Source organism: Streptomyces sp. NPDC044704 (assembly GCF_056433525.1).
Genome location: NZ_JBWKGY010000005.1, coordinates 471,535 through 495,125, shown reverse-complemented (window position 1 = coordinate 495,125; position 23,591 = coordinate 471,535). Strand labels below are relative to the sequence as shown.

The following is a 23,591-nucleotide window of genomic DNA, read 5'->3' as shown; positions in this document are numbered from 1 at the left end:
CACCAGACGCCGCAGGGCCGCCCTCCGGGCGACGACGGGAGTTTGACGACAGGCCCTAGCGCCGCGTCAGGTCGAGGGACTCGACGGCCTGCTTGGCTTCGAGGAGGCCCGCGCCGGTGATGGAGCGGTAGAGCTTGACGGCCGAGACGGTGCGGCCGTCGCGCATCAGGGCGCGCACCTCGTCCAGCCGGGCCGGCTCCGGCTCCTCGATGCCGAAGTGGTCCAGGACCAGCCCCAGCCGGCGCTCCAGCCGGTCGGCCTTGTCCTCCAGGGCCCTGACCCGCAGGGTCACGGTCGAGGTGATCCAGCCGGCGGCGGCGAGCACGGCGAGCAGTACGTAGAGCGTGTTCATTCGGGCCCCCCGGGGATCAGCCCGTGCTCCTGAAGGTATTCGAGCTGCGCCCGGACGGACCATTCCGCCGCCGGCCACAGGGAACGGTCCACATCGGCGTAGACCCGGGCGACGACGGCCTCGGGGGTGACCAGGCCGTCCTCCACCGCGGTCTCGACCTGGGCGAGCCGGTGCGCACGGTGGGCCAGGTAGAACTCGACGGCCCCCTGGGCGTCCTCCAGGACCGGACCGTGGCCCGGGAGGACGGTGTGGACCCCGTCGTCGACGGTGAGGGAGCGCAGGCGGCGCAGGGAGTCCAGGTAGTCCCCGAGGCGGCCGTCGGGATGGGCGACGACGGTCGTACCGCGGCCCAGGACGGTGTCGCCGGTCAGGACGGCCCGGTCGGCGGGCAGGTGGAAGCAGAGCGAGTCGGAGGTGTGGCCGGGGGTGCCGACCACCCGCAGTTCCAGACCGCCGGTGCGGATCACGTTCCCGGCGGCCAGTCCCTCGTCGCCCAGGCGCAGGGCGGGATCGAGGGCGCGTACTTTCGTCCGGGTCAGCTCGGCGAACCGGCCGGCGCCCTCGGCGTGGTCGGGGTGGCCGTGGGTGAGGAGGGTCAGCGCGATCCGCTTGCCGGCCTGCTCGGCGGCGGCGATGACGGCCCGCAGGTGCGTCTCGTCCAGCGGTCCGGGGTCGATGACGACGGCCAGCTCGGAGTCCGGTTCGGATACGAGCCAGGTGTTGGTGCCGTCCAGGGTCATGGCCGAGGCGTTGGGGGCCAGGATGTTGACGGCGCGGGTGGTGGCGGGCCCGGAGGAGACCACTCCGCGGGGCTGTCCGGGCAGGGCTGCGGCGTCGGTCATGCGGGGCCTCCGGGACGTGCGGAGCGGACGCGCTTGGTGAACTCGTCGTGGCCCGGCCAGCTGAGCACCACTTCCCCGTCCTCCAGGGCGGCCCGGGCGAGCACGGGGGTCAGGTCCTGCGCGGCGGCGCCCGCGAGCGCGTCCGCGGCGCTCCCGTACGGCTCCAGCGAGCGCAGGGTGGAGATGGTGGGCGGCATCATCAGCAGCTCGCCCTTGTCGTACCCGGCGGCCGCGTCGGCGGGGCGGATCCAGACGGTCCGGTCGGCCTCGGTGGAGGCGTTGCGGGTGCGCTGGCCCTCCGGGAGGGCGGCGACGAAGAACCAGGTGTCGTAGCGGCGGGGCTCGAACTCCGGGGTGATCCAGCGGGCCCAGGCCCCGAGCAGGTCGGAGCGCAGCAGCAGGCCGCGCCGGTCGAGGAACTCGGCGAAGGACAGTTCGCGGGCCACGAGGGCCTGCCGGTCGGCCTCCCAGTCGTCCCCGGTGGTGTCGCCGACGACGGTGTCCGCGGTCTCGCCCGCGAGCAGGACCCCGGCCTCCTCGAAGGTCTCGCGGACGGCCCCGCACACGATGGCCTGGGCGGAGGCGGCGTCGGTGCCGAGGCGTGCGGCCCACGCGTCCTGGTCCGGGCCGGCCCAGCCGGTGCGGTGGTCCTCGTCGCGGGGGTCGACCCCGCCGCCCGGGTAGGCGTACGCGCCTCCGGCGAAGGCCATGGAGGTGCGGCGGCGGAGCATGTGCACGGCCGGTCCGGAGGGGGTGTCACGGAGCAGCATCACCGTGGCGGCGCGTTTGGGCGCGACCGGGGTGAGGGAGCCGTCCGCGAGCGCGCGGATCCGGTCGGGCCACTCCGGGGGGTACCACTGGCCCCCGGCGGGCTGGCTGGGCGACGACTGACCGTGCTGACCATTCGGCATGGCCGGATGCTACGGCCATCCGGCCCGATGTTCGAGGGGCACCCGCTGTGACCTGCCCCGACGGCGGAAGCGGAAGGCGCCGGGCGGAGGGGTGACCGCGCGGTCCGGCCCGCGCCCGGCCGCGCCGGACGGGGTCCTGGCGGGGCCGGGCGGGACGGAAACGGACAGGGAGGGAAGGGTGCGCGGCGCGTCAGGCGCCCGCGACCAGCTCCACCTGGAACTCGACCTCGACGGGGGCGTCGAGCGGGAGGACCGCCACGCCGACCGCGCTGCGGGCGTGGACGCCCTTCTCGCCGAGGACCTCGCCCAGCAGCTCGCTCGCGCCGTTCAGCACGCCCGGCTGGCCGGTGAAGTCGGGGGCGGAGGCGATGAAGCCGACGACCTTGACGACCCGGGCGATCTTGTCGAGGTCACCGACCACGGACTTGACGGCGGCCAGGGCGTTCAGCGCGCAGGTCGCGGCGAGCTCCTTGGCCTGCTCCGCGGAGACCTCGGCCCCGACCTTGCCGGTGACCGGCAGGCTGCCCTTGACCATCGGCAGCTGGCCCGCCGTGTACACGTAGGCACCCGAGCGCACGGCCGGCTGGTAGGTGGCCAGCGGCGGAACGACCTCCGGCAGGGTCAGGCCGAGCTCGGCCAGCCTCGCCTCGACGACGCCGCTCATGCCTTCTCCCGCTTGAGGTAGGCGACGAGCTGCTCGGGGTTGTTCGGGCCGGGCACGACCTGGACGAGCTCCCAGCCGTCCTCGCCCCAGGTGTCCAGGATCTGCTTGGTGGCGTGGACCAGCAGGGGGACCGTCGCGTATTCGAACTTCTTGGTCATGGGGGCGAGCGTAATGCCTGTCGTGCGGGCCTCATGCGCGGCCCGGGAACCGAGTCGTTAGGCTCGGACGCTGTGAGCAGGCTCCAGGTGGTCAGCGGCAAGGGCGGCACCGGCAAGACCACGGTCGCCGCGGCACTCGCGCTCGCCCTCGCACGCGAGGGCAGGCGGACTCTTCTCGTGGAGGTCGAGGGCAGGCAGGGCATCGCACAGCTATTCGGCACGGAAGCGCTCCCCTACGAGGAGCGGAAGATCGCCGTCGCGCCCGGCGGGGGCGGGGGCGAGGTGTACGCGCTCGCCATCGACGCCGAACGGGCGCTGCTGGACTACCTCCAGATGTTCTACAAGCTGGGCTCGGCCGGGCGCGCGCTCAAGAAGCTCGGCGCGATCGATTTCGCGACGACCATCGCACCCGGTCTGCGGGACGTGCTGCTGACCGGCAAGGCGTGCGAGGCCGTGCGGCGCAAGGACAAGGCCGGCCGGTTCGTCTACGACCACGTGATCATGGACGCCCCGCCGACCGGGCGGATCACCCGCTTCCTGAACGTCAACGACGAGGTCGCGGGGCTCGCCCGGTTCGGGCCGATCCACAACCAGGCGCAGGCCGTCATGAAGGTGCTCAAGTCCCCGGAGACGGCCGTGCACCTGGTGACGCTGCTGGAGGAGATGCCGGTCCAGGAGACCGCCGACGGCATCGCGGAACTCCGGGAGGCGGGGCTTCCGGTGGGCCGCGTCGTCGTCAACATGGTGCGCCCGCACCACTTGGACGAGGAGACCCTGCGCGCGGCCGCGGGCGAGCACCGCGGGGAGATCGCGCAGGCCCTGTCCCGGGCGGGGCTGGGCGGGGCGCGCCGGGGCGGGCTGGCCGAGCGGCTGGTGGAGCCGCTGCTCGCGCAGGCCGCGGAGCACGCGAGTCGCGTCCGCCTGGAGCGGGAGCAGCGCGCGGTACTGGCGGGGCTGGACGTGCCGGCGTACGAACTCCCTCTGCTGGGCTCGGGGATGGAGCTGGCCGGGCTGTACGAGCTGGCCTCGGAGCTGCGCAAGCAGGCGGACGCCGAATGAGCGAGGGTGGGGACGACATGGGCCTGGACACTCCGCCGGAACTGGCGGTCGACGCGCTGCTGGACGATCCGGGGACCCGGATCATCGTGTGCTGCGGCGCGGGCGGGGTCGGCAAGACCACCACCGCCGCGGCGCTGGGCGTACGGGCGGCCGAACGCGGCCGCAAGGCGGTCGTGCTGACGATCGACCCGGCCCGCAGACTGGCCCAGTCGATGGGGATCGACTCGCTGGACAACACCCCGCGCCGGGTCCCCGTGGACGGGGGGACGGGCGAACTGCACGCCATGATGCTGGACATGAAGCGGACCTTCGACGAGATCGTCGAGGCGCACGCGGACGGCGAGCGGGCGCGGGCGATCCTGGCGAACCCCTTCTACCAGTCCCTGTCGGCCGGGTTCGCGGGCACGCAGGAGTACATGGCGATGGAGAAGCTGGGCCAGCTGCGGGCGCAGGACGACTGGGACCTGATCATCGTGGACACCCCGCCGAGCCGGTCCGCGCTGGACTTCCTCGACGCGCCGAAGCGCCTCGGGTCCTTCCTGGACGGGAAGTTCATCCGGGTGCTGATGGCTCCGGCGAAGGTCGGCGGCCGGGCCGGCATGAAGTTCCTCAACGTCGGCATGTCGCTGATGACGGGCACACTGAGCAAGCTGATGGGCGCCTCGCTGCTGAAGGACGTACAGACCTTCGTGGCCGCGATGGACACGATGTTCGGCGGGTTCCGCACGCGGGCGGACGCGACGTTCCGGCTGCTCCAGGCGCCCGGTACGGCCTTCCTCGTGGTCGCCGCCCCGGAGCCGGACGCCCTGCGCGAGGCGGCGTACTTCGTGGAGCGGCTCGCGGCCGAACGGATGCCGCTGGCCGGTCTGGTGCTGAACCGGGTCCACGGCAGCGGGGCCGGCCGGCTCTCCGCGGAACGGGCCCTGGCCGCCGCAGAGAATCTTGAAGAAGGCGGCATTGTCGATCAGGAGTCCGGGAAAGCTGGACTTCGTGACGCCGCCGACGACGGCTCCCCCGACGTGGACGAGATCACGGCAGGACTGTTGCGCCTGCATGCCGAACGGATGCAGGTGATCGCGCGCGAACGACGCACACGCGATCGCTTCACCTCGCTGCACCCCGAAGTGGCGGTGACCGAAGTGGCCGCCCTGCCCGGCGATGTGCACGACCTCGCCGGGCTGCGGGCCATCGGAGAGCGCCTCGCGGCCGGGGTGCCGGCCGGAGCGTAGGCGTCGGCGTGCGTACGACGTGGCGCCCGGGTGATCTACCCGGCTGCCGCGTACGTCTCGTACGGAACGTCGATCTCCGCGTCGACATCCACGGTGAGGATGCCCGTACTGCGTTCGTACTCCGTGCGGGCCGTTTCGAGCAGCCGTCGCCACGAGGTGACGGTGGGACGCCGGCGCAGCAGCGCACGTCGTTCCCGCTCGGTCATTCCGCCCCACACTCCGAACTCGACACGATTGTCGAGCGCGTCGGCCAGGCACTCGGTCCGCACCGGACATCCGGTGCACACCGCCTTGGCCCTGTTCTGTGCCGCTCCTTGAACGAACAGTTCATCCGGATCGGTAGTGCGGCAGGCTGCCTGCGCACTCCAGTCGGTAACCCAGCCCATCCCGGCGCCGTCCTCTCCCGAATCGAGGCTCCCCCACGGCGGTAGCGGCATATTCACCGCTGCCAGTTGAGGACGTTACGGAAGGCGAGCACAGTGCAACACCCCCGACGGGCCCAATCTTGAATGGTCCGAACGGACTATGGGTAAGCGGCAGATCACCCGACGGAGTGATCCGGCGACATGCCCGGCCATTCCGGCGATTCGGGTGAAATCGGGGGCTGCCGGTAAGCGGCCGTCAGAGGGAAGGGCGAGATTCGGACATGTGTCCACCCCATTCGGGAAGGGTGAAATTCAAGCCGAGGGGTTGATGTCGCACCACACTGCTGTGACAGTTGGGGTCAGCTTAGGCCAAGGCATTCGCGCGTGTCCGGCGAATGAGAACGTAGGCTGCCCCTCATGGGAAAGAAGCGCTCGGGCGGCGGGCTCACCGGGCCACAGCAGGCCGCCAAGTTCCTCGGGGTGTCCGTTCTCTCGGGAGTCGTACTCGCCGGCATCGCGATCCCGGGCGCCGGCGCGCTGGGACTCGCGGCCAAGGGCACGGTCGAGGGTTTCGACGAGATCCCGGCCAATCTCAAGACACCTCCGCTGAGCCAGCGCACCACGATTCTGGACTCGGAGGGTGGCCTGATCGCCACCGTCTATTCACGTGACCGGCAGGTCGTCCCCCTGACGTCGATCTCCCCGTACATGCAGAAGGCGATCGTCGCCATCGAGGACTCGCGCTTCTACGAGCACGGCGCGGTCGACCTCAAGGGCATCCTGCGCGCGGTGAACCGCAACGCGCAGGAGGGCGGAGCGGCGCAGGGCGCCTCGACGCTGACGCAGCAGTACGTGAAGAACGTGTTCGTCGAGGAAGCCGGCGACGACGAGACGAAGGTGCGCGAGGCCCAGGAGAAGAGCCTCGGCCGCAAGATCCGCGAGCTCAAGTACTCGATCCAGGTCGAGGAGGAGCTCGGGAAGAAGAAGATCCTCGAGAACTACCTCAACATCACCTACTTCGGCCAGCAGGCCTACGGCATCGAATCGGCGGCGCAGCGCTACTTCAGCAAGCCCGCCAAGGACCTCACCATGGACGAGTCGGCGCTGCTGGCCGGCCTGGTGCAGTCGCCGAGCCGGTACGACCCGGTCAACGACGCGCAGGAGGCGATGAAGCGCCGCAACACCGTCCTCCAGCGGATGGCCGACATGAAGGACATCTCGCAGGCCGAGGCGGAGGAGGCGAAGAAGAAGCCGGTCCAGCTGAAGGTGACCCGGCCGAAGAACGGCTGCATCACCGCGGTCAAGGGCGCGGGCTTCTTCTGCGACTACGTGCGCAACACCTTCCTGTCGGACCCGGTGTTCGGCAAGACCCGCGAGGAGCGGGCGAAGATCTGGAACCAGGGCGGCCTGACCGTCCGCACGACCCTGGACCCGCAGTCGCAGGAGTCCGCGAACGCCTCGATCAAGGACCACGTCAACGAGGACGACACGATCGCCACGGCCGTCACCATGATCCAGCCGGGCACCGGCCGGGTCCTGGCGATGGGCCAGTCGAAGCCGTACGGCTTCGGGAAGAACGAGACGCAGATCAACTACTCCGTGGACAAGCGGATGGGCGGCTCCAACTTCGGCTTCCAGGTCGGCTCCACGTTCAAGCCGTTCATCGCGGCCGCGGCCATCGAGCAGGGCATGGCGCCCACCAAGGTCTACTCCGCACCCAACAAGATCGACTACCCGAGCCCGATCCCCAAGTGCGACGGCAGCCAGTGGGTGAACCTGCCCGAGGGCAAGAAGAAGCTCGCGACCGCCGAGAACGAGACCGAGGACGAGGTCGGTCCGTACGCGCTGAGGACGGCGATGGAGAAGTCCATCAACACGTACTTCGTGCAGATGATCGGCGAGATCGGGCTCTGCCCGGTGACCGAGATGACGCAGAAGCTCGGCGTGGTCCCGGCCGACGGTTCGAAGCTGCCCGAGGCCCCCTCCATCGCGCTCGGCTCCGCCGAACTGTCGCCGCTGACGATGGCCAACGCGTACGCGACCTTCGCCAACCGGGGCACGTACTGCACCCCGATCGCCCTGGAGTCGATCACCGACGCGCACGGCAAGGCCCTCGCGGTGCCGAAGACCAAGTGCGAGCGGGCGATGAGCCAGGACACCGCCGACACGATCAACACCCTGCTGCGCGGCGTGGTCGACTCGGGTACCGGTGAGAAGGCCGGTCTGAGCGACCGCGACAACGCGGGCAAGACCGGTACGACGGACTCCCGCTACAACGCCTGGTTCGTCGGCTACACCCCGAACATGTCCGGCGCGGTGTGGGTCGGCTCGGGCGGCGCGAAGAAGATCTCGATGGAGGACATCACCATCGGCGGTCAGTACTACCCGAAGGTCTTCGGTGGCGGACTGCCCGGCCCGATCTGGCGGGACGCGGTGTCCGGCGCCCTGTCCGGCCGCGAGGCCCCCGGCTTCACCACGGTCAGCATCCCGGAGCCGCAGGTTCCGAGCGGCGGCAACGGCAACAACGGCGGCCGGGGCAACGCGAACGGCGGCAACGGGGGCAACCCCAACCCGCCCGTCCCGAACAAGCCCGGCAAGCCGAACAAGCCCGGCGGTGACGGCAAGCCCGGCGGGCGGCCCGGCGGCACGACGGCCGCAGGAGCCACCGGCGGCGCGGCCGCCACGGGCGGCACCGGCGGTACCCCGGGCGGTACGGGCGACACGCCCACCCCGCCGTTCGGCGGGATCACCGGGGAGCCCGGCCTGATCGGCGGCCGGGACGACCAGTAGGACGCGCACGAAGAAGGGGAGGGCCCCGGCCGGATCATCCGGCCGGGGCCCTCCCCTTTGCTCCGACGGTTACGAGAGCCGGCGCTTCACGGCGGCGGCCACGCGGCCGCCCTCCGCCAGGCCCGCCACCTTCGGGTTCACGATCTTCATGACGGCGCCCATGGCCCGCGGCCCCTCGGCACCCGCCGCCTTGGCCTCCTCGACCGCCTGCGCCACGATCGCGTCGAGCTCGTCGTCGCCCAGCTGCTTGGGCAGGTACGCGTCGAGGAACTCGCCCTCCGCGGTCTCCCGCGCGGCCTGCTCGGCGCGGCCGCCCTGCGCGAAGGCCTCCGCGGCCTCGCGGCGCTTCTTCGCCTCCTTCGCGATCACCTTGAGGACTTCGTCGTCGGAGAGCACGCGCGCTTCCTTGCCCGCGACCTCCTGGTTGGTGATGGCGGAAAGGGTCAGGCGCAGCGTCGACGAAGCGAGCTCGTCGCGTGCCCGGATGGCGTTGGTGAGGTCTTCCTGGAGCTTGGCCTTGAGCGTGGTCATGCCCATGAGTCTGCCAGGTGCGGGGGCGGTGGCGCCCGCCGGTTTATCGCGTCTGCGACGATAGGGGGCATGCGCGCGCGTTACGGAGTCCCCCTGAAGGTCACTGCCTCGATCGCCGCGGTGGGGGCCGCCGGAGTGGCCTATGCCGCCGGATTCGAGGCCCGTTCCTTCCGGCTGCGCCGGGTCACCGTGCCCGTGCTCCCGCAGGGGATGCGGCCGTTGCGCGTCCTCCAGGTCTCCGACATCCACATGGTCGGCGGGCAGCGCAAGAAGCGCGCCTGGCTGCAGTCCCTGGCCGGCCTGCGCCCCGACTTCGTCGTGAACACCGGCGACAACCTCTCCGACACGGAGGGCGTGCCCGAGGTGCTCGACGCACTGGGCCCGCTGATGGACTTCCCCGGCGTGTACGTCTTCGGGTCGAACGACTACTACGGGCCGCGGCTGCGCAACCCCGGCCGCTACCTGATCGAGAAGGCGCAGGGCCGGCACGGGCTGAACGGCAACAAGCCGGTCGTCGGCGCGGTCCACAACCCGTGGGAGGAGATGCGGGACGCCTTCGACGCGGCGGGCTGGCTGAACCTCACCAACACCCGGGCCCGGCTGAAGCTGGACGGGCTGGAGCTCGCCTTCACCGGCCTCGACGACCCGCACATCAAGCGGGACCGCTACGAGCGGGTCGCGGGCGGGCCCGAGACGGACGCGGACTTCTCGATGGCCGTCGTGCACGCCCCGTACCTGCGGGTGCTCGAATCCTTCACCGCCGACCGGTACCCGCTGATCCTCGCCGGCCACACGCACGGCGGACAGCTGTGCATCCCCTTCTACGGGGCCCTGGTCACCAACTGCGACCTGGACACGAAGCGGGTGAAGGGCCTGTCGACGTACGAGGCGGACGGCGAGCGCTCCTACCTGCACGTCTCGGCGGGCTGCGGCACCAACCGCTTCACCCCGGTCCGCTTCGCCTGCCCGCCGGAGGCGACCCTCCTGACCCTGACGCCGAAGGCGTAGGAGCACCCTCCGCCCGCGCCTGGCCCCGGCCCCCGCGAAACCGGATTTCGCCTCAGCGCGAGGGTCCGCTAAAGTAATCGATGTCGCCACGGAGGAAAGCCGCCGAAGCGACGATCGGGGTGTAGCGCAGCTTGGCAGCGCGCTTCGTTCGGGACGAAGAGGTCGTGGGTTCAAATCCCGCCACCCCGACGCTGTAGTACCAGGTCAGGCCACCTACTTTCGAAGTAGGTGGCCTGACCTGTTTTCGTTGGCCCCAGGGGTGCGGGGGTTAACTGCCCTGGGGGCAGGGGCCTGGTGCGGGGGAGGGACCAGGCCCCTGGTCGGTGGGGTCAGGCCTCCGTGGGGGTGATCCGGATGGCGAGGGCGGTCAGGGCCGCGTCCAGGGACGCGGTCACGGCGGTGGTGTCGGGGCCGGTGGCGATCACGTGGCCCAGCCGGTCGTAGGCGTTCTCGGCCGGCCGTACGGGGGCGCCGTCCGCGGCGGTGACCGTGACGCGGGTGACGCCCGCGACCGCGCGGGCGGCCTCCGTGCCCTCGACGGCCCGCAGCGTTCCCCGGGCCTCGGCGAGCAGGAAGCGGATGCCGGCCGAGGCGGTGTGGCGCGGTTCCAGGTCGAGCGGGGTGCCGGTCGCGGCCCGCAGCTGCTGTTCCAGCAGGTCGGTGCCGGTGGCCCGGCGGATCGCCTCCGGGATCATGCCGCCCGCGAGGCGCGGGTTGATCTCCACCACGGCGACACCGCCGCCCTCGGTCACCTTGACCTCCGTGTGGGTCGGGCCGAGCTCCCATCCGATGGCCTTGAGGGCGCTGCTCACCACCCCGGCGATCTCGCCGGCCGCCGCCGCGCTGAGGGGGGCGGGGAAGAGGTGCCCGGTCTCCACGAAGTACGGGCCGGCCGTGACCTGCTTGGCGGTGACGCCGACCGTGGTGGCGACGCCGTCGTGGCTGAACACCTCGACGCTGTACTCGGGCCCGTCGAGGTACTCCTCCAGCAGGACGGTCCGCGCGGTCGGCAGGCCCCGTACGTTCGTCTCCACCGCGAGGATGCCCCGGGCGTGCGCGGCGGCCTCCTCGGCGGTGGCGCACAGCAGCACGTTGTTCGAGCCCGAGTCGTCGGCGGGCTTCACCACGCACGGCAGGCCCACGGCGCGGACCGCGTCCGCGAGGTCCGCCGGGTCGGTGAGGACCGCGTACCGGGGCTGCGGAACGCCCGCGTCGCGCAACACCCCGCGCATCGTGGCCTTGTTGCGGCAGGCGGCGACGGCGGACGCCGGGTTGCCCGGCAGGCCCAGCCAGTCGGCCAGTTCGGCCACCGCGGGGACGTAGAAGTCGCTGGTCGTGGTCACGCCGGCCAGTTCTTCGCGCGGGTAGCGCTGCTGGATGACGGACCGCAGTTCGGAGAGGGAGTTGGTGTCGCAGACCAGGATCTCGGCGCCGGTCTCGTCGAGGCCCGCGTAGCGTTCCGGCTTGCCGGTCAGCAGGACCGGGACGAAGCCGAGCTCGCGCGCCGTGGACAGCGCGATCATGCCGGTGCCGGTGGTGTTGGACTCGACGAACAGCAGCCGGCGGGGCCGTTCGGCGGGCTGCCGGACCTCGCTGCGGGACCACTGGCTGACCGGGGTCCCGTAGACGACGGGGGTCGGCCGCGAGGCCAGCGGGAGGTCGGCGACGCGGTGTTCGGCCCAGTACTCGTCGCTGTACACGGTGTCGGTGTAGCGGTCGCCGCGGTCCGGGAAGATGCCGACGATGCGGCTGCCCGGCTCGGCGCGGCGGGCCACGTCGGCGAGGACCCGGTAGACCGATCCGGAGGTGTTGCCGGCGAAGATCTGCTGGTCGGCGGCGAGGTCCCGGGCGGCCACGAACGCCTCGCGGTCGTTCAGCCAGTGCACCTCGTCGATGACGGAGCGGTCGAGGTTGTGCGGGAACAGGCTGTTGCCGAGGCCGCTCTGGAGGCGCTTGGGTACGTCCGGCTGGTCGAAGAGGGCACTGCCGACGCAGTCCACGCCGACCGCCCGCAGCCGCGGCAGGTGCCGGCGCAGGGCCCGGGTGCTTCCGCAGAGGGAGCCGCCGCTGCCCACCGCGCCGACCAGCACGTCCACGGTGCCGAGGTCGCGGAGCAGTTCGTCGGCGAGGATCCGGTAGGCGCGCGGGTTGTCGGGGTTGGTGTACTGCCGCGGCCAGAACGCGCCGGGGAGTTCGCGCATCAGCTCGTAGAGGCGCTCCAGGCGGGCGCCCTGCCAGCCCTGGTCGGTCATCTTGGGGACGATGTGGACCTCGGCGCCGAGGGACTTCAGCTTCGCCAGGGTCATGGGGTCGATGCGGGGGTCGGTGACGATGTGCACCGGGTGTCCCAGGGAGCGGCCCACGAGGGCGGCGCCGAGGGCCATCGTGCCGGACGAACTCTCCACGATCGGGGCGCCGGGCAGGAGCGTGCCGATGCGCCGTGCTTCCTCGATGGCGCTCTTCGCGACGCGGTCCTTCATGCCGAAGGGGTTGGCGAGCTCCAGCTTCGCGTACACCTCGGTGCCCTCCGGCACGTCCAGCCGGAGCCGTACGAGCGGAGTGTGCCCGACCATGTCGTAGACGGTTTGAAAGAGCATCTTCACACTTCCTCAGGCTGTGGTGTGGGCGGGGGCGGCGAGCGGGCGGGGACGCAGGCGTCCGTAGGACCAGTCGTCGCCGTGGCCAAGGGAGCGGTAGAGCATGGTGGTTCCGGGGAGCGAGGCGCAGGCGGCGAGGGCGACCTCGGCCTTCAGGGCGCTGTCGGGATCGTCGTGCGGCAGGAGGATGCCGAGCACGGTGCCGCTGTGGGCGCAGGCGATGCCGAGGCCGTCGATGTCGCGGCAGATGCGTTGGAGGGCGGGCAGGGAGGGGCGCGGCATGTGGCGCGCGTTCAGCTCGGCGCTGCGGGTGGCGACGCGGCCCAGGGAGGGCAGGTCCCCGTCGCGGATCGCCTCGCGCGCCCGGTCGAGGAGGCGCGCGTACTCCTGCTGCTCCTCGGCGCTGCGGGCGGTGGCCGCGTGGTTGTGGCTGATGGTGTCGACCTGGCCGCCCTCGTCGTAGGCGATGACGGTCATGGAGGGTACGGTGCCCAGCCGTTCGCGGAGCCGGACCTCGCGGTGGCTGAACGCCACGATCTCGTCGTACATGACGCCGTCGGTGGGCTCGATGTCCCGCAGCAGCGTCTCGATGTCGGCCGGGGTGAAGCGGACGCCCACGGCGTCGGCGACCGCGCGGGCCGTGGCGACGAGGTCGGCCGACGAGCTCGCCATGCCCTTGCCCTCGGGCAGTTCGCTGCCGATGCGGAGCTGGCCGCCGCCGGTGTGGCCGGCGGCGCGCAGGGCCCGTTCGGCCAGCCGGGCCGCCTTGCGCTTGTGGGCGGGGGCCACGTGGATGGACGTGGCGTCCGGCTGGTGGGCGAAGGTCGCGGTGGACCAGGCCGCCACCGGCGAGGTCACCATGAAGTGCTCCCCGGTGCCGGGCAGTACGCCCTGGAGGAGCTCTCCGAACGTACCGAAGGCCCTGCCGACGCCGGCGCTGCGCGTGAGCAGCGCACCCGTCTCCCCGGCCAGTCCCTCAAGCTCCTGTGTGTACGCCTGCACGGTCACCGTTTCCTCCTTCTCCGCCACGCGTGGTCCGGTCGTGGGCCGCCCATGCGGCGCCCAGTCGTTCGAATTCCTTGTCCTGTGCGCGCAGCACGGTCTCGACCGCGTCCGGGCGGGCCGAGCCCTCGGATCGCGGTGCGTGCAGGGCGCGTCGTACGTCGAAGACGCCCGCCAGCACCGATTCCGGCGCCTTCAGGTCGAAGCCGAGCTCTGCCGCGGCCCGCTTCAGCAGGGCCGGGTCGGTCTGGGCCGGGGCGAGGCCGGCGCCGGTGGCTGCGACGACGTACCGGCCGGCGATCACCTGGGCGCGGCGCCAGGGCACGCCTTCGGTGAGGGTGAGGGCGTTGGCCAGGCTGAAGCCGCCGAGGAACTCCTTCTCGCAGGCCGCGGCCATGCGCTCGGTGTCGAAGCGGACGTGGTCGAGTACCGCCGTGGCGAGGCGCAGGACGCTCCCGAAGGTGTCGAAGGCGACGGAGAGCTGTGAGCCGGCTTCCTTGGAGACCTCGACGGAGTTGGAGAAGGCCGTGTTGCGCTGGCCGAGGACGGCGTCCAGGTGACACGAGGCCAGGTGGGCGGACCTGCCGCGGATCCGTTCGAGGACGGGGTAGTTCTTCTTCTGCGGCATGGCCGAGGAGATGCCGGAGAGCTCGTCGGGCAGGTCCAGGTAGCCGTAGGCGCTGCTGCCCCAGGCCATCAGGTCGGTGGTGAAGCGGCTGAGCGCCACCCCGAAGACGCCGAACTCGGCGGTGATCTCCAGGGCCCAGCCGCGGTACGCGACCGAGGTGAGGGCGAGGGGCTGGACCCGTCCGAAGCCGAGGAGGGCGGCGAGCCGGTCGCGGTCCCAGGGGAGTTCCTGGCCCGCCATGGCGCCGGCGCCGAGGGGGCAGGCGTCGATGCCGTCGTACGTGGCGAGCAGCCGGCGCGCGGTGTGCAGCACCTGCTCCGAAAGGGCCGCGAGGTAGAAGCCCGGCGAGATGATCTGCGCGGCCTGGAGGTGGGTGTAGCCGGGCATGGGGTCGTCGGCGTGGCGGGCGGCCAGGCGGTGTGCGGCCCGGCCGAATTCCAGGAGCGTGCCGGCGGCTTCGACGAGGCGGGCGCGGCCGTTCATCAGCTGGGCACAGGACTGGAGGTCGTTGCGGCTGCGGTCCACGTGCCAGGCGGCGATGGGCTCGGCGAGCCGCGCCTCGACGTGGCGTTCCAGGGAGAAGGCGATGTCGGACATGCTCGCCTCCCGGCCGGCCAGGAGTTCCTCGCGGGTCGCCGAGCCGAGCAGGCCGTCCAGTTCGGCGGCCTGGTCGGCGGTGACGAGACCCATGCGCAGGTACTCGGCGACCAGGGCCTGCTCGATGGCGATGTAGTGCGGGAGGAGGTGGTCCGCCTCGTATCGGAACTGGGGGTCGAGGACTTCCTCCCGCAGCAGTTCGCTCGGCCCTCGGCCGATGCGTCCGCTCAGCGGGAGCGCGTCGCTCGCACCGGTGTCGTGGTCGGGGTGCACCTGGAATCCGTTTCTCTCGTCGGGGGCGGGGATCGGCAGAGCGCCGCTGTCGTGCCGTGCCGCGCGGTTCGGGCCGCGTCCGGGTGGGGGGAGGGGCCGGCTTCGGGTGGGGCCCCGGCCGGTGGGGGGTGCGTCGTGGGGGGGGCGGATCGGGTGCGCGGTTACGTGCCGGCCGGGACGGGGACGGGGGCCGGCTGGGGGGTCTTCTCGTGGCCCCAGATCCGGGGCGAGTTGCTGATCGCGGCGGTGGCGATCAGGCCGGTCAGCAGGACGCCGCCGACGAGCGACCAGGAGGCGACCGGGCCGATGCCGCTGACGAGGGGCAGGAAGATCAGCGGGGCGAGGACGACGCCGAGGTTGAAGTGGGCCGTGTAGAAGCCCATGTTGCGGACCCGGAGGCGGTCGGGGGTGATGGCGCTGATGTGGTCGGGCATCACCGGGTAGACGATCATCTCGCCGACCGTCCAGACGGCCGTCGCGACGAGCAGCAGCCAGGTCTGGTACGAGCCGAAGCCCATCAGGACGAAGCCGACGATGGCGCAGGCGTAGCCGATGAGGAGGCTGGTGCGGCGGGTGAGGTCGAGCATCGCGTGGTTGAGGGCGATCTCGACGGTGAGGACCAGGAAGGCGTTCACCGCGAAGATCGCGCTCGCCCAGGCGGCGGACTCGCCGAGGACGTGGATGACGTAGACGCTGGCGACGGTGGACGGCAGGGCGTAGGCGAGGTGGATCGGGGTCGTCACCGCGATGAAGCTCCAGAAGCGCACGCCGTCCCGGCCCGGCCCGGCGTCGGCGACGCCGGTGGCGGTGGTGTCCTCGGTGGCGTCGGCGGCGGAGCCCGCGGTGATGCGGGCGCGGGCCAGGATGAACGCGGAGACCACGTAGCCGATGGCGGTTCCCCAGGGCAGCAGGCCCGGGCTGACGTTGAAGAGGATGCCGGCGATGACCGGGCCGATGCCCATGCCCAGGTTGATGGCGAGGCGGACCGCGGAGAAGGCGAACCGGCGCTGGGCCTCCGGCATGACCCGGGCGACCAGGGTGTAGGCAATCGGGTTGACCAGCTCGTAGCAGAAGCCCCAGAGGGCGGTCAGTACGGCGAGCATCCACAGCTCGGTGGTCATCGCGATGACCAGGACGATCACGGCCACGCCGGCGAGGCCCACGACCGCGAGCCGCTGTTCGCGGACCCGGGCCGCGAGGGCGCCGCTGGCGACGCCGGCGATCAGGGCGCCGACGCCGAACATGCCGACGACGAGGCCGATCACCTCGACGGACAGGCCGTGCCGCTCGGTGGCGAGGTAGACCCCGTAGAAGGGGTACAGGACGACGGCGCTGCGCGAGAGGGCCACCGTCGCCAGGAGGCCGGCGATCGGCCGCAGGCCCGCGATGTTCTCGCGCAGTCCGGGCTTGTGCGGCGCGGCGGTCTTCGGAGCGGACATCACACCACTCCGCAGGCGACCCGGGAGCGGACCGGCCGGACCTCGTACAGCGACTCGCGGACGGACTCGATGAACCGGTAGTCGGCGTCGACCGTGGCCTGGTCGGGGGCGGTCAGGAAGACGCGCAGCGGGCTGGTGAGCAGGTCCTCGGTCGGGACGATGACGTCGCCGGGCCGGCGCTTGACGACGAGGTCCACGACGGAGGGCAGGCGGCGGATCTCCTCGACGAGGGACCGGTTGACGGAGAGGACCTCGCCGTGGAGGACCGTGGGGGCGTTGTACACGACCGCGGGCTGGTGCTTGCGGTAGACGCGGTCGGCGTACTGGGCGAGGAAGCGGTCGGGGCGGGCGTAGGCCATCGCGGTGAGGTCGGCGCTGTTGGTGCCGAGGCAGGCGTCGTGGAAGGCGGGGTGCAGGTGGCCGTTGACGCGGGCGCCGACCTCGACGAGGGCGGGTCCGTCCGCGGTGATGATCACCTCGGTGTGGGCCGGGCCGTTGTCGATGCGCAGGACCTTCAGCATGGCGCGGGTGTAGTCGATCAGCGCGACGGCGACCGGGTCGGCCGGGTCGACGAGGATGTCGCGGTTGTAGATGGGCTTTCCGTTGGGCAGCACGCGCTTCTCGTACTGCCAGACGCCGCAGGCGTAGGCGCGGCCGTCGACGCTCACGGTGTCGACGATGTACTCCGTGCCCTCCAGGAAGCTCTGGACGAGGACCTCGGTGTTCGTGCCGTTGAACACGGTGGTGCTGCCGAGGATCGACGGGAACGCGGCGCGCAGCGCGTCGGCGTCGCGGCAGATGAAGACCCCGTCCGTGGACGCGGAGGACAGCGGTTTGGCGACGCAGGGCCAGAAGCCGCTCTCCGCGGCCCAGGCGACGGCCTCATCGGCGTCGCGGGTGACCAGCTGGGCCGCGGTGCGCAGTCCGGCGGCGGACACCGTCTCGATCATCTTGTACTTGTTGCGGCGGGCCTCGGAGAGCCCGGTGCCGTTGGTGCGCAGGCCCAGGGCCTCGCTGAGCTGGTCCGCGAGGCGGACACCCGGCTCCTGGCCGGGGATGACGAACGCGGGCTGGAGCTCCTTGAGCGCGAGCTCGGTGCTTCCGTCCGGGTAGTAGGTGAGGCCGTCGACGTAGCTCGACCGCTCCCAGGTCTGCATGCGGGCGATCTTCTCGGGCGAGCCCTGGAGGTGGACCACGTCGATCCCGTACTTGTTGAAGGCGGCCGGCAGGTAGTTGCCGGTGCCGTACGCGTCGACCAGGACGCCCACGGGGCGCTCGCCGGCCCCGGCCGCCGCTTCGCCGGAGGGGTTCCACGGCTCGGACCACACGCCTTCGGACAGTTCACTCATCAGGTCCTCACAATCCTTTGGATCGATCCCTTGGATCGGCAGATGACCAACAGTTGGCGACGCCGGCCGAGCGGATACCGGGCTTCGGCACCGTGGGGCGAACGACCAGCCACACGAAGAAAAAACCAACCATTTGGTTTTGTCAAGACGGTTCCAGACCGGGAATCCGGGGGCCCAGAGCGGCAATTCCGGACCGGTCCGCGAGGCGCTGGCCGGATTCCAACTCTTGGCCTGGAAAGGGAAATGGGATGAACCCGCACGCCAGAGGCGAGGGCGCCCCGGGGGGGTCCGGCGCCGGCGTGGCCGGGTACGTACGTACCGGGCAGCACCGCGTTGCTCGAAGTGCCCTCCGGATGGCACTTTCGGGCAGCTGCGAAAGAGCGGTTCTCCAGTCACTCTCCGATCCACATCGCAGGTGAACGCGCGTTATCACCTTGCCTGTTGGGGGTTGATCGTCCACCTGGTGGACAGTGGGGGCGAAAGCCGGACAGGGCCGCGGAGGGATTCCGCCTGACCCGGCGGACGGGAAGGGCCAGGTCATCCGAGGGGTGCGGGAAGTCCGCCAACACATGCCTGAAACAAAAGACTTATGGGATCCGGCCACGCCACCGAAAGGCCGATTGACAAAACAGCCCAGTTGGTTTGTTATAGCGGTCGTCTGGTCGCGGAACGCCGCGACGGCAACTGCGCGGACTCCTGCTCAACGGACCGGGATGTGACTCGCTGAGCGGGCGATGAACCGGAAGCAGACGGCTTCGGAAGGATCAACCATGCTCACACAGGCGCCACCGAACGACGTGGCCACACGACTCGCCGTGGACATCCGGCGATTGGTCATCGAGATGAGCGCTTCGCCCAACGGCGTCCACATCGGCGGCAGCATGTCGATCGCCGACCTGCTCGCCGTCCTCTACGGCGAGGTGCTGCGGCAGCCGGCCGGCGAAGCGTCCCCGGGCGACCGCGACTACCTGATCCTGAGCAAGGGACAGGCGTCCGCCGGGCTGTACGCGGCGCTCGCCGCGACGGGCGTGATCCCGGAGTCGGAGTGCGCGACCTACGCCGAGGAGGGCAGCCGGCTCGGCGGCCACCCGATGAAGCGCCTCCCCGGCGTCGAGTTCTCGACGGGCGCGCTGGGCCACGGGCTCTCGCTGGGCCTGGGCGTCGCCCTCGCCGGACGCCGCTACGGGTACGACAAGCGGGCCTTCGTGATCCTCGGCGACGGGGAACTGCAGGAGGGCTCCAACTGGGAGGCGGCCATGGCCGCGGCCCACCTCGGGGCCGACAACCTCATCGCGATCGTGGACCGCAACAGCTGGCAGATCAGCGGCCGCACCGAGGACACCATGGCGCTGGAGCCCCTGACCGACAAGTGGGCGAGCTTCGGCTGGCGCGTCCTCACCATCGACGGACACGACCACGAACAGATCAGGAAGGCCCTGGACGGGCCCGTGGAACCGGGCCGGCCGACGGCCGTCATCGCCACCACCGTCAAGGCCCGGGGCGTCCCCGGCCTCCAGGACACCAAGAAGAGCCATTCCGCGACCCTCGGCCAGGACGCACGGCGGCTGGCGCTCGCGGCACTGGAGAGTGAGCAGGAATGAGCACGGACATCGCCACCCACCGCTCCGTGGCGGAGGTCTTCGACCACGTCTGGGAGAACCGTTCGACGATCCAGAGCCGCGACGCCTACGCCATGATGCTGCTCGCCCTCGGCCGCGAGAACCCGCTCCTGGCCTGCCTCGCCACCGACATGGACTACGAGGACCACTTCGCGAAGGAACTGCCCCGCCAGTACGTGGACCTCGGCATCGCCGAACAGAACATGATCGGCGTCGCCGCCGGCATGACGGTGGCGGCGCGGCCCGTGTTCGCCAACGGGATGAGCCCGTTCGCCATCGCCCGCGCCTTCGAACAGATCAAGATCGACGTGGCCGGGGCGAACCTCCCCGTGAAGATCGTCGGCACGCACGCCGGTCTCGCCTCCGGCCACTACGGCCCGACCCACCACTCGCTGGAGGACATCGGCGTCACCCGGATGCTGCCGAACATGACGGTGGTGGCGCCCGCCGACGCCTGGGAGACCGTCCAGGCGACGGTGGCCCTGGCCCACGACCCCGGCCCCGCCTACATGCGGCTCGGCCGGATGGCCACCCCCACCCTCTACGACGAGCCCACCGAGTTCGTCCTCGGCAAGGCCCGCGTCCTGCGGGAGCCCGGCCGGGTCCTGTTCGTCGCCACCGGCCCCTACCCGAACCTCGTCGCCGCCGAGGCCGCGCGCGAACTCGCCACCAAGGGCATCAGCGCCGGACACCTGAACATGCACACGGTCAAGCCCCTCGACCGGGCAGCCCTCCTCGACGCGAGCGCCGTCGCGGAGGTCGTCGTCACCATCGAGGACCACCGCGCCGTCGGCGGCCTCGGCGGGGCCGTCTGCGAGGTCGTCGCCGAGATCGGCGGCCCGCCCGTGCGGCGGATCGGCGTCCCCGACATCCACTACGACCTCGTCGGCGGCGAGCAGTACCTGCTGGACCACGCCGGGATCAACGTCAGCAACGCGATCACCCAGGCACTGGACGTCCTGGCATGACGAACGCCGACGCGCACGTTCCCGCATCGGCCGCGTCCCGGCGTCCCATGCTCGCCGTACTGGCCGGAGCCGGCTTCATCGCCGCGTCCGCGCCCATGGTCCGGCTCGCCGACACGACCGCGGGCATGGCCGCCTTCTTCCGCTGCGCCCTCGCCGTACCGGTCCTCTGGGCCCTGATGGTCGCCGACCGCAAGCGGGCCGGCCGCCGGCCGCTCCCCCGCAAGGCGCGCTGGCTCGCCCGTCTCGCGGGCCTCGCGCTCGCGGGCGACCTCATGATGTGGAGCCACACCATCAACGCCGTCGGCGCCGGCCTGGCCACCGTCCTCGGCAACCTCCAGGTGCTGTTCGTCGCCCTCATCGCCTGGGCGGTGCTCGGCGAACGGCCCGCCCGGTCCCTGATGATCGCCCTGCCGCCGATGCTGGTGGGCGTGGCGCTCATCGCCGGAGTGTTCGGCAGCGACACCTACGGTGCCAGCCCGGCACTCGGAGTGCTCCTCGGCACCGGCACGTCCCTCTTCTACGCCGGCTACATCCTGATCCTGCGCGCCGCCGGGAAGACCACCGCGAAGAGCGGCGACGTCGGAATCATCGCGCCCCTCTACGAAGCGACCCTCGGCGCGGCCGTCGGCGCCGGGGTCGTCTCCCTCCTCATCGGCGACGCCCACATCGAGTCACCGTGGCCGTCCCTGGGCTGGCTGCTCCTGCTGGCCCTGTCCTCCCAGGTGGTCGGCTGGCTGCTGATATCCCGTTCCCTGTCCGCCCTGCCCGCCGCGCTGACCAGCACCCTGCTCCTCGTCCAGCCCGTCGGCGCGGTCGCGCTCGGCGCGGCCGTCTTCGGCGAGGACCCCTCCGCCGAGCAGCTCGTCGGCGTCGCGATCCTGCTGGCCGGGGTTCTGATGGCGACCCGGGGCAGCGCGGGCCCGTCCGCACGCGGAGCGCGTACCCGGCGCGCACGGCGCGGCGCCGGGGCCACCCGGACCACGGCTCCCGCGGCGGCGCCGGACGCCCCGCCCGCGCCGGAGCCCGCGCCGGAACCCGCATCAGCGGCCGCGGCGCCTCCGGCCGGCCTTCCCGTACAGCGCGAACGTCCCCAGCTCCCCGACGACGCCGCGGCGCAGCCCAGCGGTGTCGCCTCGACGGCCTGAGAAGGAGAAGCCCGGTGCACAGCCCAGTAGCACCCGTACCCGCGCCCGAGCAGACGATCCGCGTCCTGAAGTTCGGCGGCACCTCGATGGGCACCACACCCGCGCGCATGCGGACGGTGGCCGAGCGGATCGCCCGCATCCACGCCGCGGGACACCCGGTCGTCGTCGTGGTCTCGGCACGCGGCTCCACCACCGACGAACTCGTGGCGGACGCACGGTCGACCTCGACCGCGCCGGCGGCCCGGGAGATGGACCAACTGCTCTCCACCGGCGAGGTCGCCTCGGCGGCCCTCCTCGCCATCGCCCTGCACGGCATGGACGTACCCGCCACCTCCCTGACGGGCGCACAGGCCGGGATCGCCGCCTTCGGCCACCACGGGGACGGCCGCATCTCCGACATCGAGTGCACCCGGCTCCGTGACGTGCTCCGCAGCGGAACGGTCGCGGTCGTCGCCGGCTTCCAGGCCGTCGACGCCGCGGGCAACGTGGTCACCCTCGGCCGCGGCGGATCCGACACGACGGCCGTCGCGCTCGCCGCCGCGCTCGGGGCGACGACCTGCGAGATCTACACCGACGTGGACGGCGTCTACAACGCCGATCCGCGGATCGCCCCGGACGCCCGGCTGCTGCGCACGATCGGCAGCGGCGTCATGGCCGAGATGGCCTACTCCGGGGCGCGCGTGCTCCACCCGCGGTCCGTCGAACTCGCGGCGCGGGCGGGCGTGAGCATCCACGTGCGTTCGGCGTTCTCCGACGCGCCCGGCACCACCGTCATTTCCGATGAAACTGGAGGAGAAGTGCTCGAGAACGCCCAGCCCGTCACCGGCATCGCCCATGACACCGACGTGGCCCGCGTGGTGATCCACCCGGGCAGCCTGGCCCACCGCGGGCTGGAGCTCTTCGCCGCCCTCGCCGAGGCCTCCGTCGCCGTGGACCTCGTCGCCCGCGTCGGCGACCGGGACATCGGCTACGGATGGGACTTCACCATCGCGCGCGGCCACGTGGAGGCGCTCCGCGAGGTGCTCGCCCGGCTGGAGTGCGAGGCCGACATCCACGAGCGCGTCGCGAAGGTGTCCCTCGTCGGAGCCGGCCTGCTGAGCCAGCCCCGGACCACGGGCCGCATGCTGGCCGCGCTGGGCGAGGCGGGCATCGAGGCCTACTCGGTGTCGACCTCCCAGGTCCGTACGTCGTTCACGCTGGCCAAGGCCCACTGCGGGCGGGCCGTGGACCTGCTGCACCGCGAGTTCCAGCTGGACCGGCCCCTGGAAGCGGTCGAGCACGCCGTAGCCGTGTAGCCCGGGCGGCCGCGGTGACCTCCTCCCGGCGCTCCGACACCGCACGATGAAGGCCCAGGTCGGTGACCTGGGCCTTCGCCATGGGCCGTCGCGATGGGTTTTCGCCCTGGGCCTTCGCCCCGGGCCTTCGCGACGGGCCGGGGCCGGGGCGGATCGGGTCCGGCCGGGGCCTCAGTGGTCCAGGGGGTTCGCCGCGATGCGCTTCGCCGCGCCGCCGGCGACGTAGGCCGCGGCGGCGCACTGCGGCTTGCGCACGGCCTGGTCCTCGACCAGCCCGAGGAAGGCCGCGCCGAAACCGAGGCGCGGGTACGCGGCCAGCAGCCCGGCCGTGAACCCCGGGTCGAAGTCGGTGACGCGCAGCCCCGAGACGTCGGCGCTGGTGCCCACCTGGAGGAGGTGGCTCTCGGCGTCCTCGGCGGCGTCGACGTCGTCCCGCATGTGCAGGACGATCACCTCTTCCGCCCGTGCCCGCCGGGCCGGCGCCCAGCCCAGCCCGGCCGTGAACATCCGGGCCACGTGCCCGCCCGCCTCCTCGAAGGGCAGGGTGTGGCTGTCGAACGGCGCGGTCAGGCCCAGGTCGTGCAGCAGGGCGCTGACGTAGAGGAGTTCCGCGTCGTACGCGATGCCGTGCACGCGCGCGTGCTCGGCGGCGAAGGCGTAGGAGCGGACGGAGTGGTTGAGCAGGGCCGCGTCCGCGTACTCCGAGGCGATCTCGAAGGCGGAACGGGCCGGGCCGGAGTCAAGGTTGTGAAGGGTCCACGTCATGGCCG

The 23,591-nt window shown here is 71.8% G+C and carries 21 protein-coding genes and 1 tRNA gene; 9 read left to right on the top strand and 13 right to left on the bottom strand.

Going from position 1 to position 23,591, the window contains the following annotated elements:
* Positions 1-55: 55 nt before the first annotated feature.
* The 5 genes from AC07B0_RS16175 to AC07B0_RS16155 form a co-directional block, all read right to left on the bottom strand.
* Complete coding sequence (locus AC07B0_RS16175) at positions 56-352, bottom strand: hypothetical protein (protein ID WP_469382899.1); 297 nt, start codon at positions 350-352, stop codon at positions 56-58.
* Entirely contained in the window at positions 349-1,194 is an 846-nt protein-coding gene (locus AC07B0_RS16170) for an MBL fold metallo-hydrolase (RefSeq protein WP_356872797.1), read from the bottom strand. Before AC07B0_RS16170 ends, AC07B0_RS16175 begins: the two co-directional genes overlap by 4 nt.
* Complete coding sequence (locus AC07B0_RS16165) at positions 1,191-2,105, bottom strand: NUDIX hydrolase (RefSeq protein ID WP_478898447.1); 915 nt, start codon at positions 2,103-2,105, stop codon at positions 1,191-1,193. The genes AC07B0_RS16170 and AC07B0_RS16165 overlap by 4 nt, the downstream gene beginning before the upstream one ends.
* A 190-nt stretch (positions 2,106-2,295) precedes the next feature.
* Entirely contained in the window at positions 2,296-2,769 is a 474-nt protein-coding gene (locus AC07B0_RS16160) for a RidA family protein (RefSeq protein ID WP_356872801.1), read from the bottom strand.
* Positions 2,766-2,927, bottom strand: a complete 162-nt coding sequence (locus tag AC07B0_RS16155) for a Sp36 family protein (protein WP_007264966.1) — start codon at positions 2,925-2,927, stop codon at positions 2,766-2,768. The genes AC07B0_RS16160 and AC07B0_RS16155 overlap by 4 nt, the downstream gene beginning before the upstream one ends.
* 72 nt (positions 2,928-2,999) lie before the next feature.
* Here AC07B0_RS16155 and bagA point away from each other — a divergent pair, with 72 nt between their 5' ends.
* Both bagA and bagB read left to right on the top strand, forming a co-directional pair.
* The gene (gene bagA / locus AC07B0_RS16150; protein WP_356872803.1) at positions 3,000-3,986 is read left to right on the top strand and encodes an ATPase BagA; all 987 of its coding nucleotides are present in this window, start codon (positions 3,000-3,002) and stop codon (positions 3,984-3,986) included.
* The gene (gene bagB / locus AC07B0_RS16145) at positions 3,983-5,215 is read left to right on the top strand and encodes an ATPase BagB (RefSeq protein WP_469382895.1); all 1,233 of its coding nucleotides are present in this window, start codon (positions 3,983-3,985) and stop codon (positions 5,213-5,215) included. The genes bagA and bagB overlap by 4 nt, the downstream gene beginning before the upstream one ends.
* A gap of 35 nt (positions 5,216-5,250) precedes the next feature.
* On the opposite strand, the gene AC07B0_RS16140 is transcribed toward bagB, so the two are convergent.
* Complete coding sequence (locus AC07B0_RS16140; protein WP_030299276.1) at positions 5,251-5,601, bottom strand: WhiB family transcriptional regulator; 351 nt, start codon at positions 5,599-5,601, stop codon at positions 5,251-5,253.
* 396 nt (positions 5,602-5,997) lie between these two features.
* On the opposite strand from AC07B0_RS16140, the gene AC07B0_RS16135 reads away from it, so the two are divergent.
* Positions 5,998-8,370 carry a transglycosylase domain-containing protein gene (locus AC07B0_RS16135; protein WP_469382893.1) on the top strand — a complete coding sequence of 791 codons (2,373 nt, stop codon included), beginning with the start codon at positions 5,998-6,000 and terminating at the stop codon, positions 8,368-8,370.
* Between the two features lie 69 nt (positions 8,371-8,439).
* On the opposite strand, the gene AC07B0_RS16130 is transcribed toward AC07B0_RS16135, so the two are convergent.
* Positions 8,440-8,901, bottom strand: a complete 462-nt coding sequence (locus AC07B0_RS16130) for a GatB/YqeY domain-containing protein (RefSeq protein ID WP_356872809.1) — start codon at positions 8,899-8,901, stop codon at positions 8,440-8,442.
* Between the two features lie 69 nt (positions 8,902-8,970).
* Between AC07B0_RS16130 and AC07B0_RS16125 the strand changes: the two genes are divergently transcribed.
* Positions 8,971-9,909, top strand: a complete 939-nt coding sequence (locus AC07B0_RS16125; RefSeq protein ID WP_469382891.1) for a metallophosphoesterase — start codon at positions 8,971-8,973, stop codon at positions 9,907-9,909.
* A 115-nt stretch (positions 9,910-10,024) separates the two neighbouring features.
* Positions 10,025-10,098, top strand: a tRNA-Pro gene (locus AC07B0_RS16120).
* Between the two features lie 140 nt (positions 10,099-10,238).
* On the opposite strand, the gene AC07B0_RS16115 is transcribed toward AC07B0_RS16120, so the two are convergent.
* The 5 genes from AC07B0_RS16115 to AC07B0_RS16095 form a co-directional block, all read right to left on the bottom strand.
* Positions 10,239-12,506, bottom strand: a complete 2,268-nt coding sequence (locus AC07B0_RS16115) for a pyridoxal-phosphate dependent enzyme (protein WP_356872813.1) — start codon at positions 12,504-12,506, stop codon at positions 10,239-10,241.
* A gap of 12 nt (positions 12,507-12,518) precedes the next feature.
* Positions 12,519-13,514 carry a GHMP family kinase ATP-binding protein gene (locus AC07B0_RS16110; protein WP_356872815.1) on the bottom strand — a complete coding sequence of 332 codons (996 nt, stop codon included), beginning with the start codon at positions 13,512-13,514 and terminating at the stop codon, positions 12,519-12,521.
* A complete protein-coding gene (locus AC07B0_RS16105; protein ID WP_356872817.1) occupies positions 13,483-15,006 on the bottom strand; it encodes an argininosuccinate lyase in 1,524 nt (507 codons plus the stop codon). The genes AC07B0_RS16110 and AC07B0_RS16105 overlap by 32 nt, the downstream gene beginning before the upstream one ends.
* A gap of 161 nt (positions 15,007-15,167) precedes the next feature.
* A complete protein-coding gene (locus tag AC07B0_RS16100) occupies positions 15,168-16,445 on the bottom strand; it encodes an MFS transporter (protein WP_469382886.1) in 1,278 nt (425 codons plus the stop codon).
* Positions 16,445-17,794 (bottom strand): ATP-grasp domain-containing protein, encoded by a 1,350-nt coding sequence (locus AC07B0_RS16095; RefSeq protein ID WP_478898442.1) that lies wholly within the window; start codon positions 17,792-17,794, stop codon positions 16,445-16,447. Before AC07B0_RS16095 ends, AC07B0_RS16100 begins: the two co-directional genes overlap by 1 nt.
* A gap of 770 nt (positions 17,795-18,564) precedes the next feature.
* On the opposite strand from AC07B0_RS16095, the gene AC07B0_RS16090 reads away from it, so the two are divergent.
* From AC07B0_RS16090 to AC07B0_RS16075, 4 genes are read left to right on the top strand one after another with little or no spacing between them, the layout of a single operon-like run.
* Positions 18,565-19,395, top strand: coding sequence for a transketolase (locus AC07B0_RS16090; protein WP_467295684.1), 831 nt, complete (start codon positions 18,565-18,567; stop codon positions 19,393-19,395).
* Positions 19,392-20,381, top strand: a complete 990-nt coding sequence (locus AC07B0_RS16085) for a transketolase family protein (RefSeq protein WP_356872825.1) — start codon at positions 19,392-19,394, stop codon at positions 20,379-20,381. Before AC07B0_RS16090 ends, AC07B0_RS16085 begins: the two co-directional genes overlap by 4 nt.
* Positions 20,378-21,526, top strand: a complete 1,149-nt coding sequence (locus AC07B0_RS16080; protein ID WP_469382881.1) for a DMT family transporter — start codon at positions 20,378-20,380, stop codon at positions 21,524-21,526. The genes AC07B0_RS16085 and AC07B0_RS16080 overlap by 4 nt, the downstream gene beginning before the upstream one ends.
* Positions 21,527-21,540: 14 nt before the next feature.
* The gene (locus AC07B0_RS16075; RefSeq protein WP_469382879.1) at positions 21,541-22,821 is read left to right on the top strand and encodes an aspartate kinase; all 1,281 of its coding nucleotides are present in this window, start codon (positions 21,541-21,543) and stop codon (positions 22,819-22,821) included.
* 171 nt (positions 22,822-22,992) lie between these two features.
* Here the strand turns inward: AC07B0_RS16075 and AC07B0_RS16070 are convergent, their stop codons facing one another.
* Positions 22,993-23,586 (bottom strand): HD domain-containing protein, encoded by a 594-nt coding sequence (locus AC07B0_RS16070; protein ID WP_478898440.1) that lies wholly within the window; start codon positions 23,584-23,586, stop codon positions 22,993-22,995.
* Positions 23,587-23,591 lie beyond the last annotated feature (5 nt).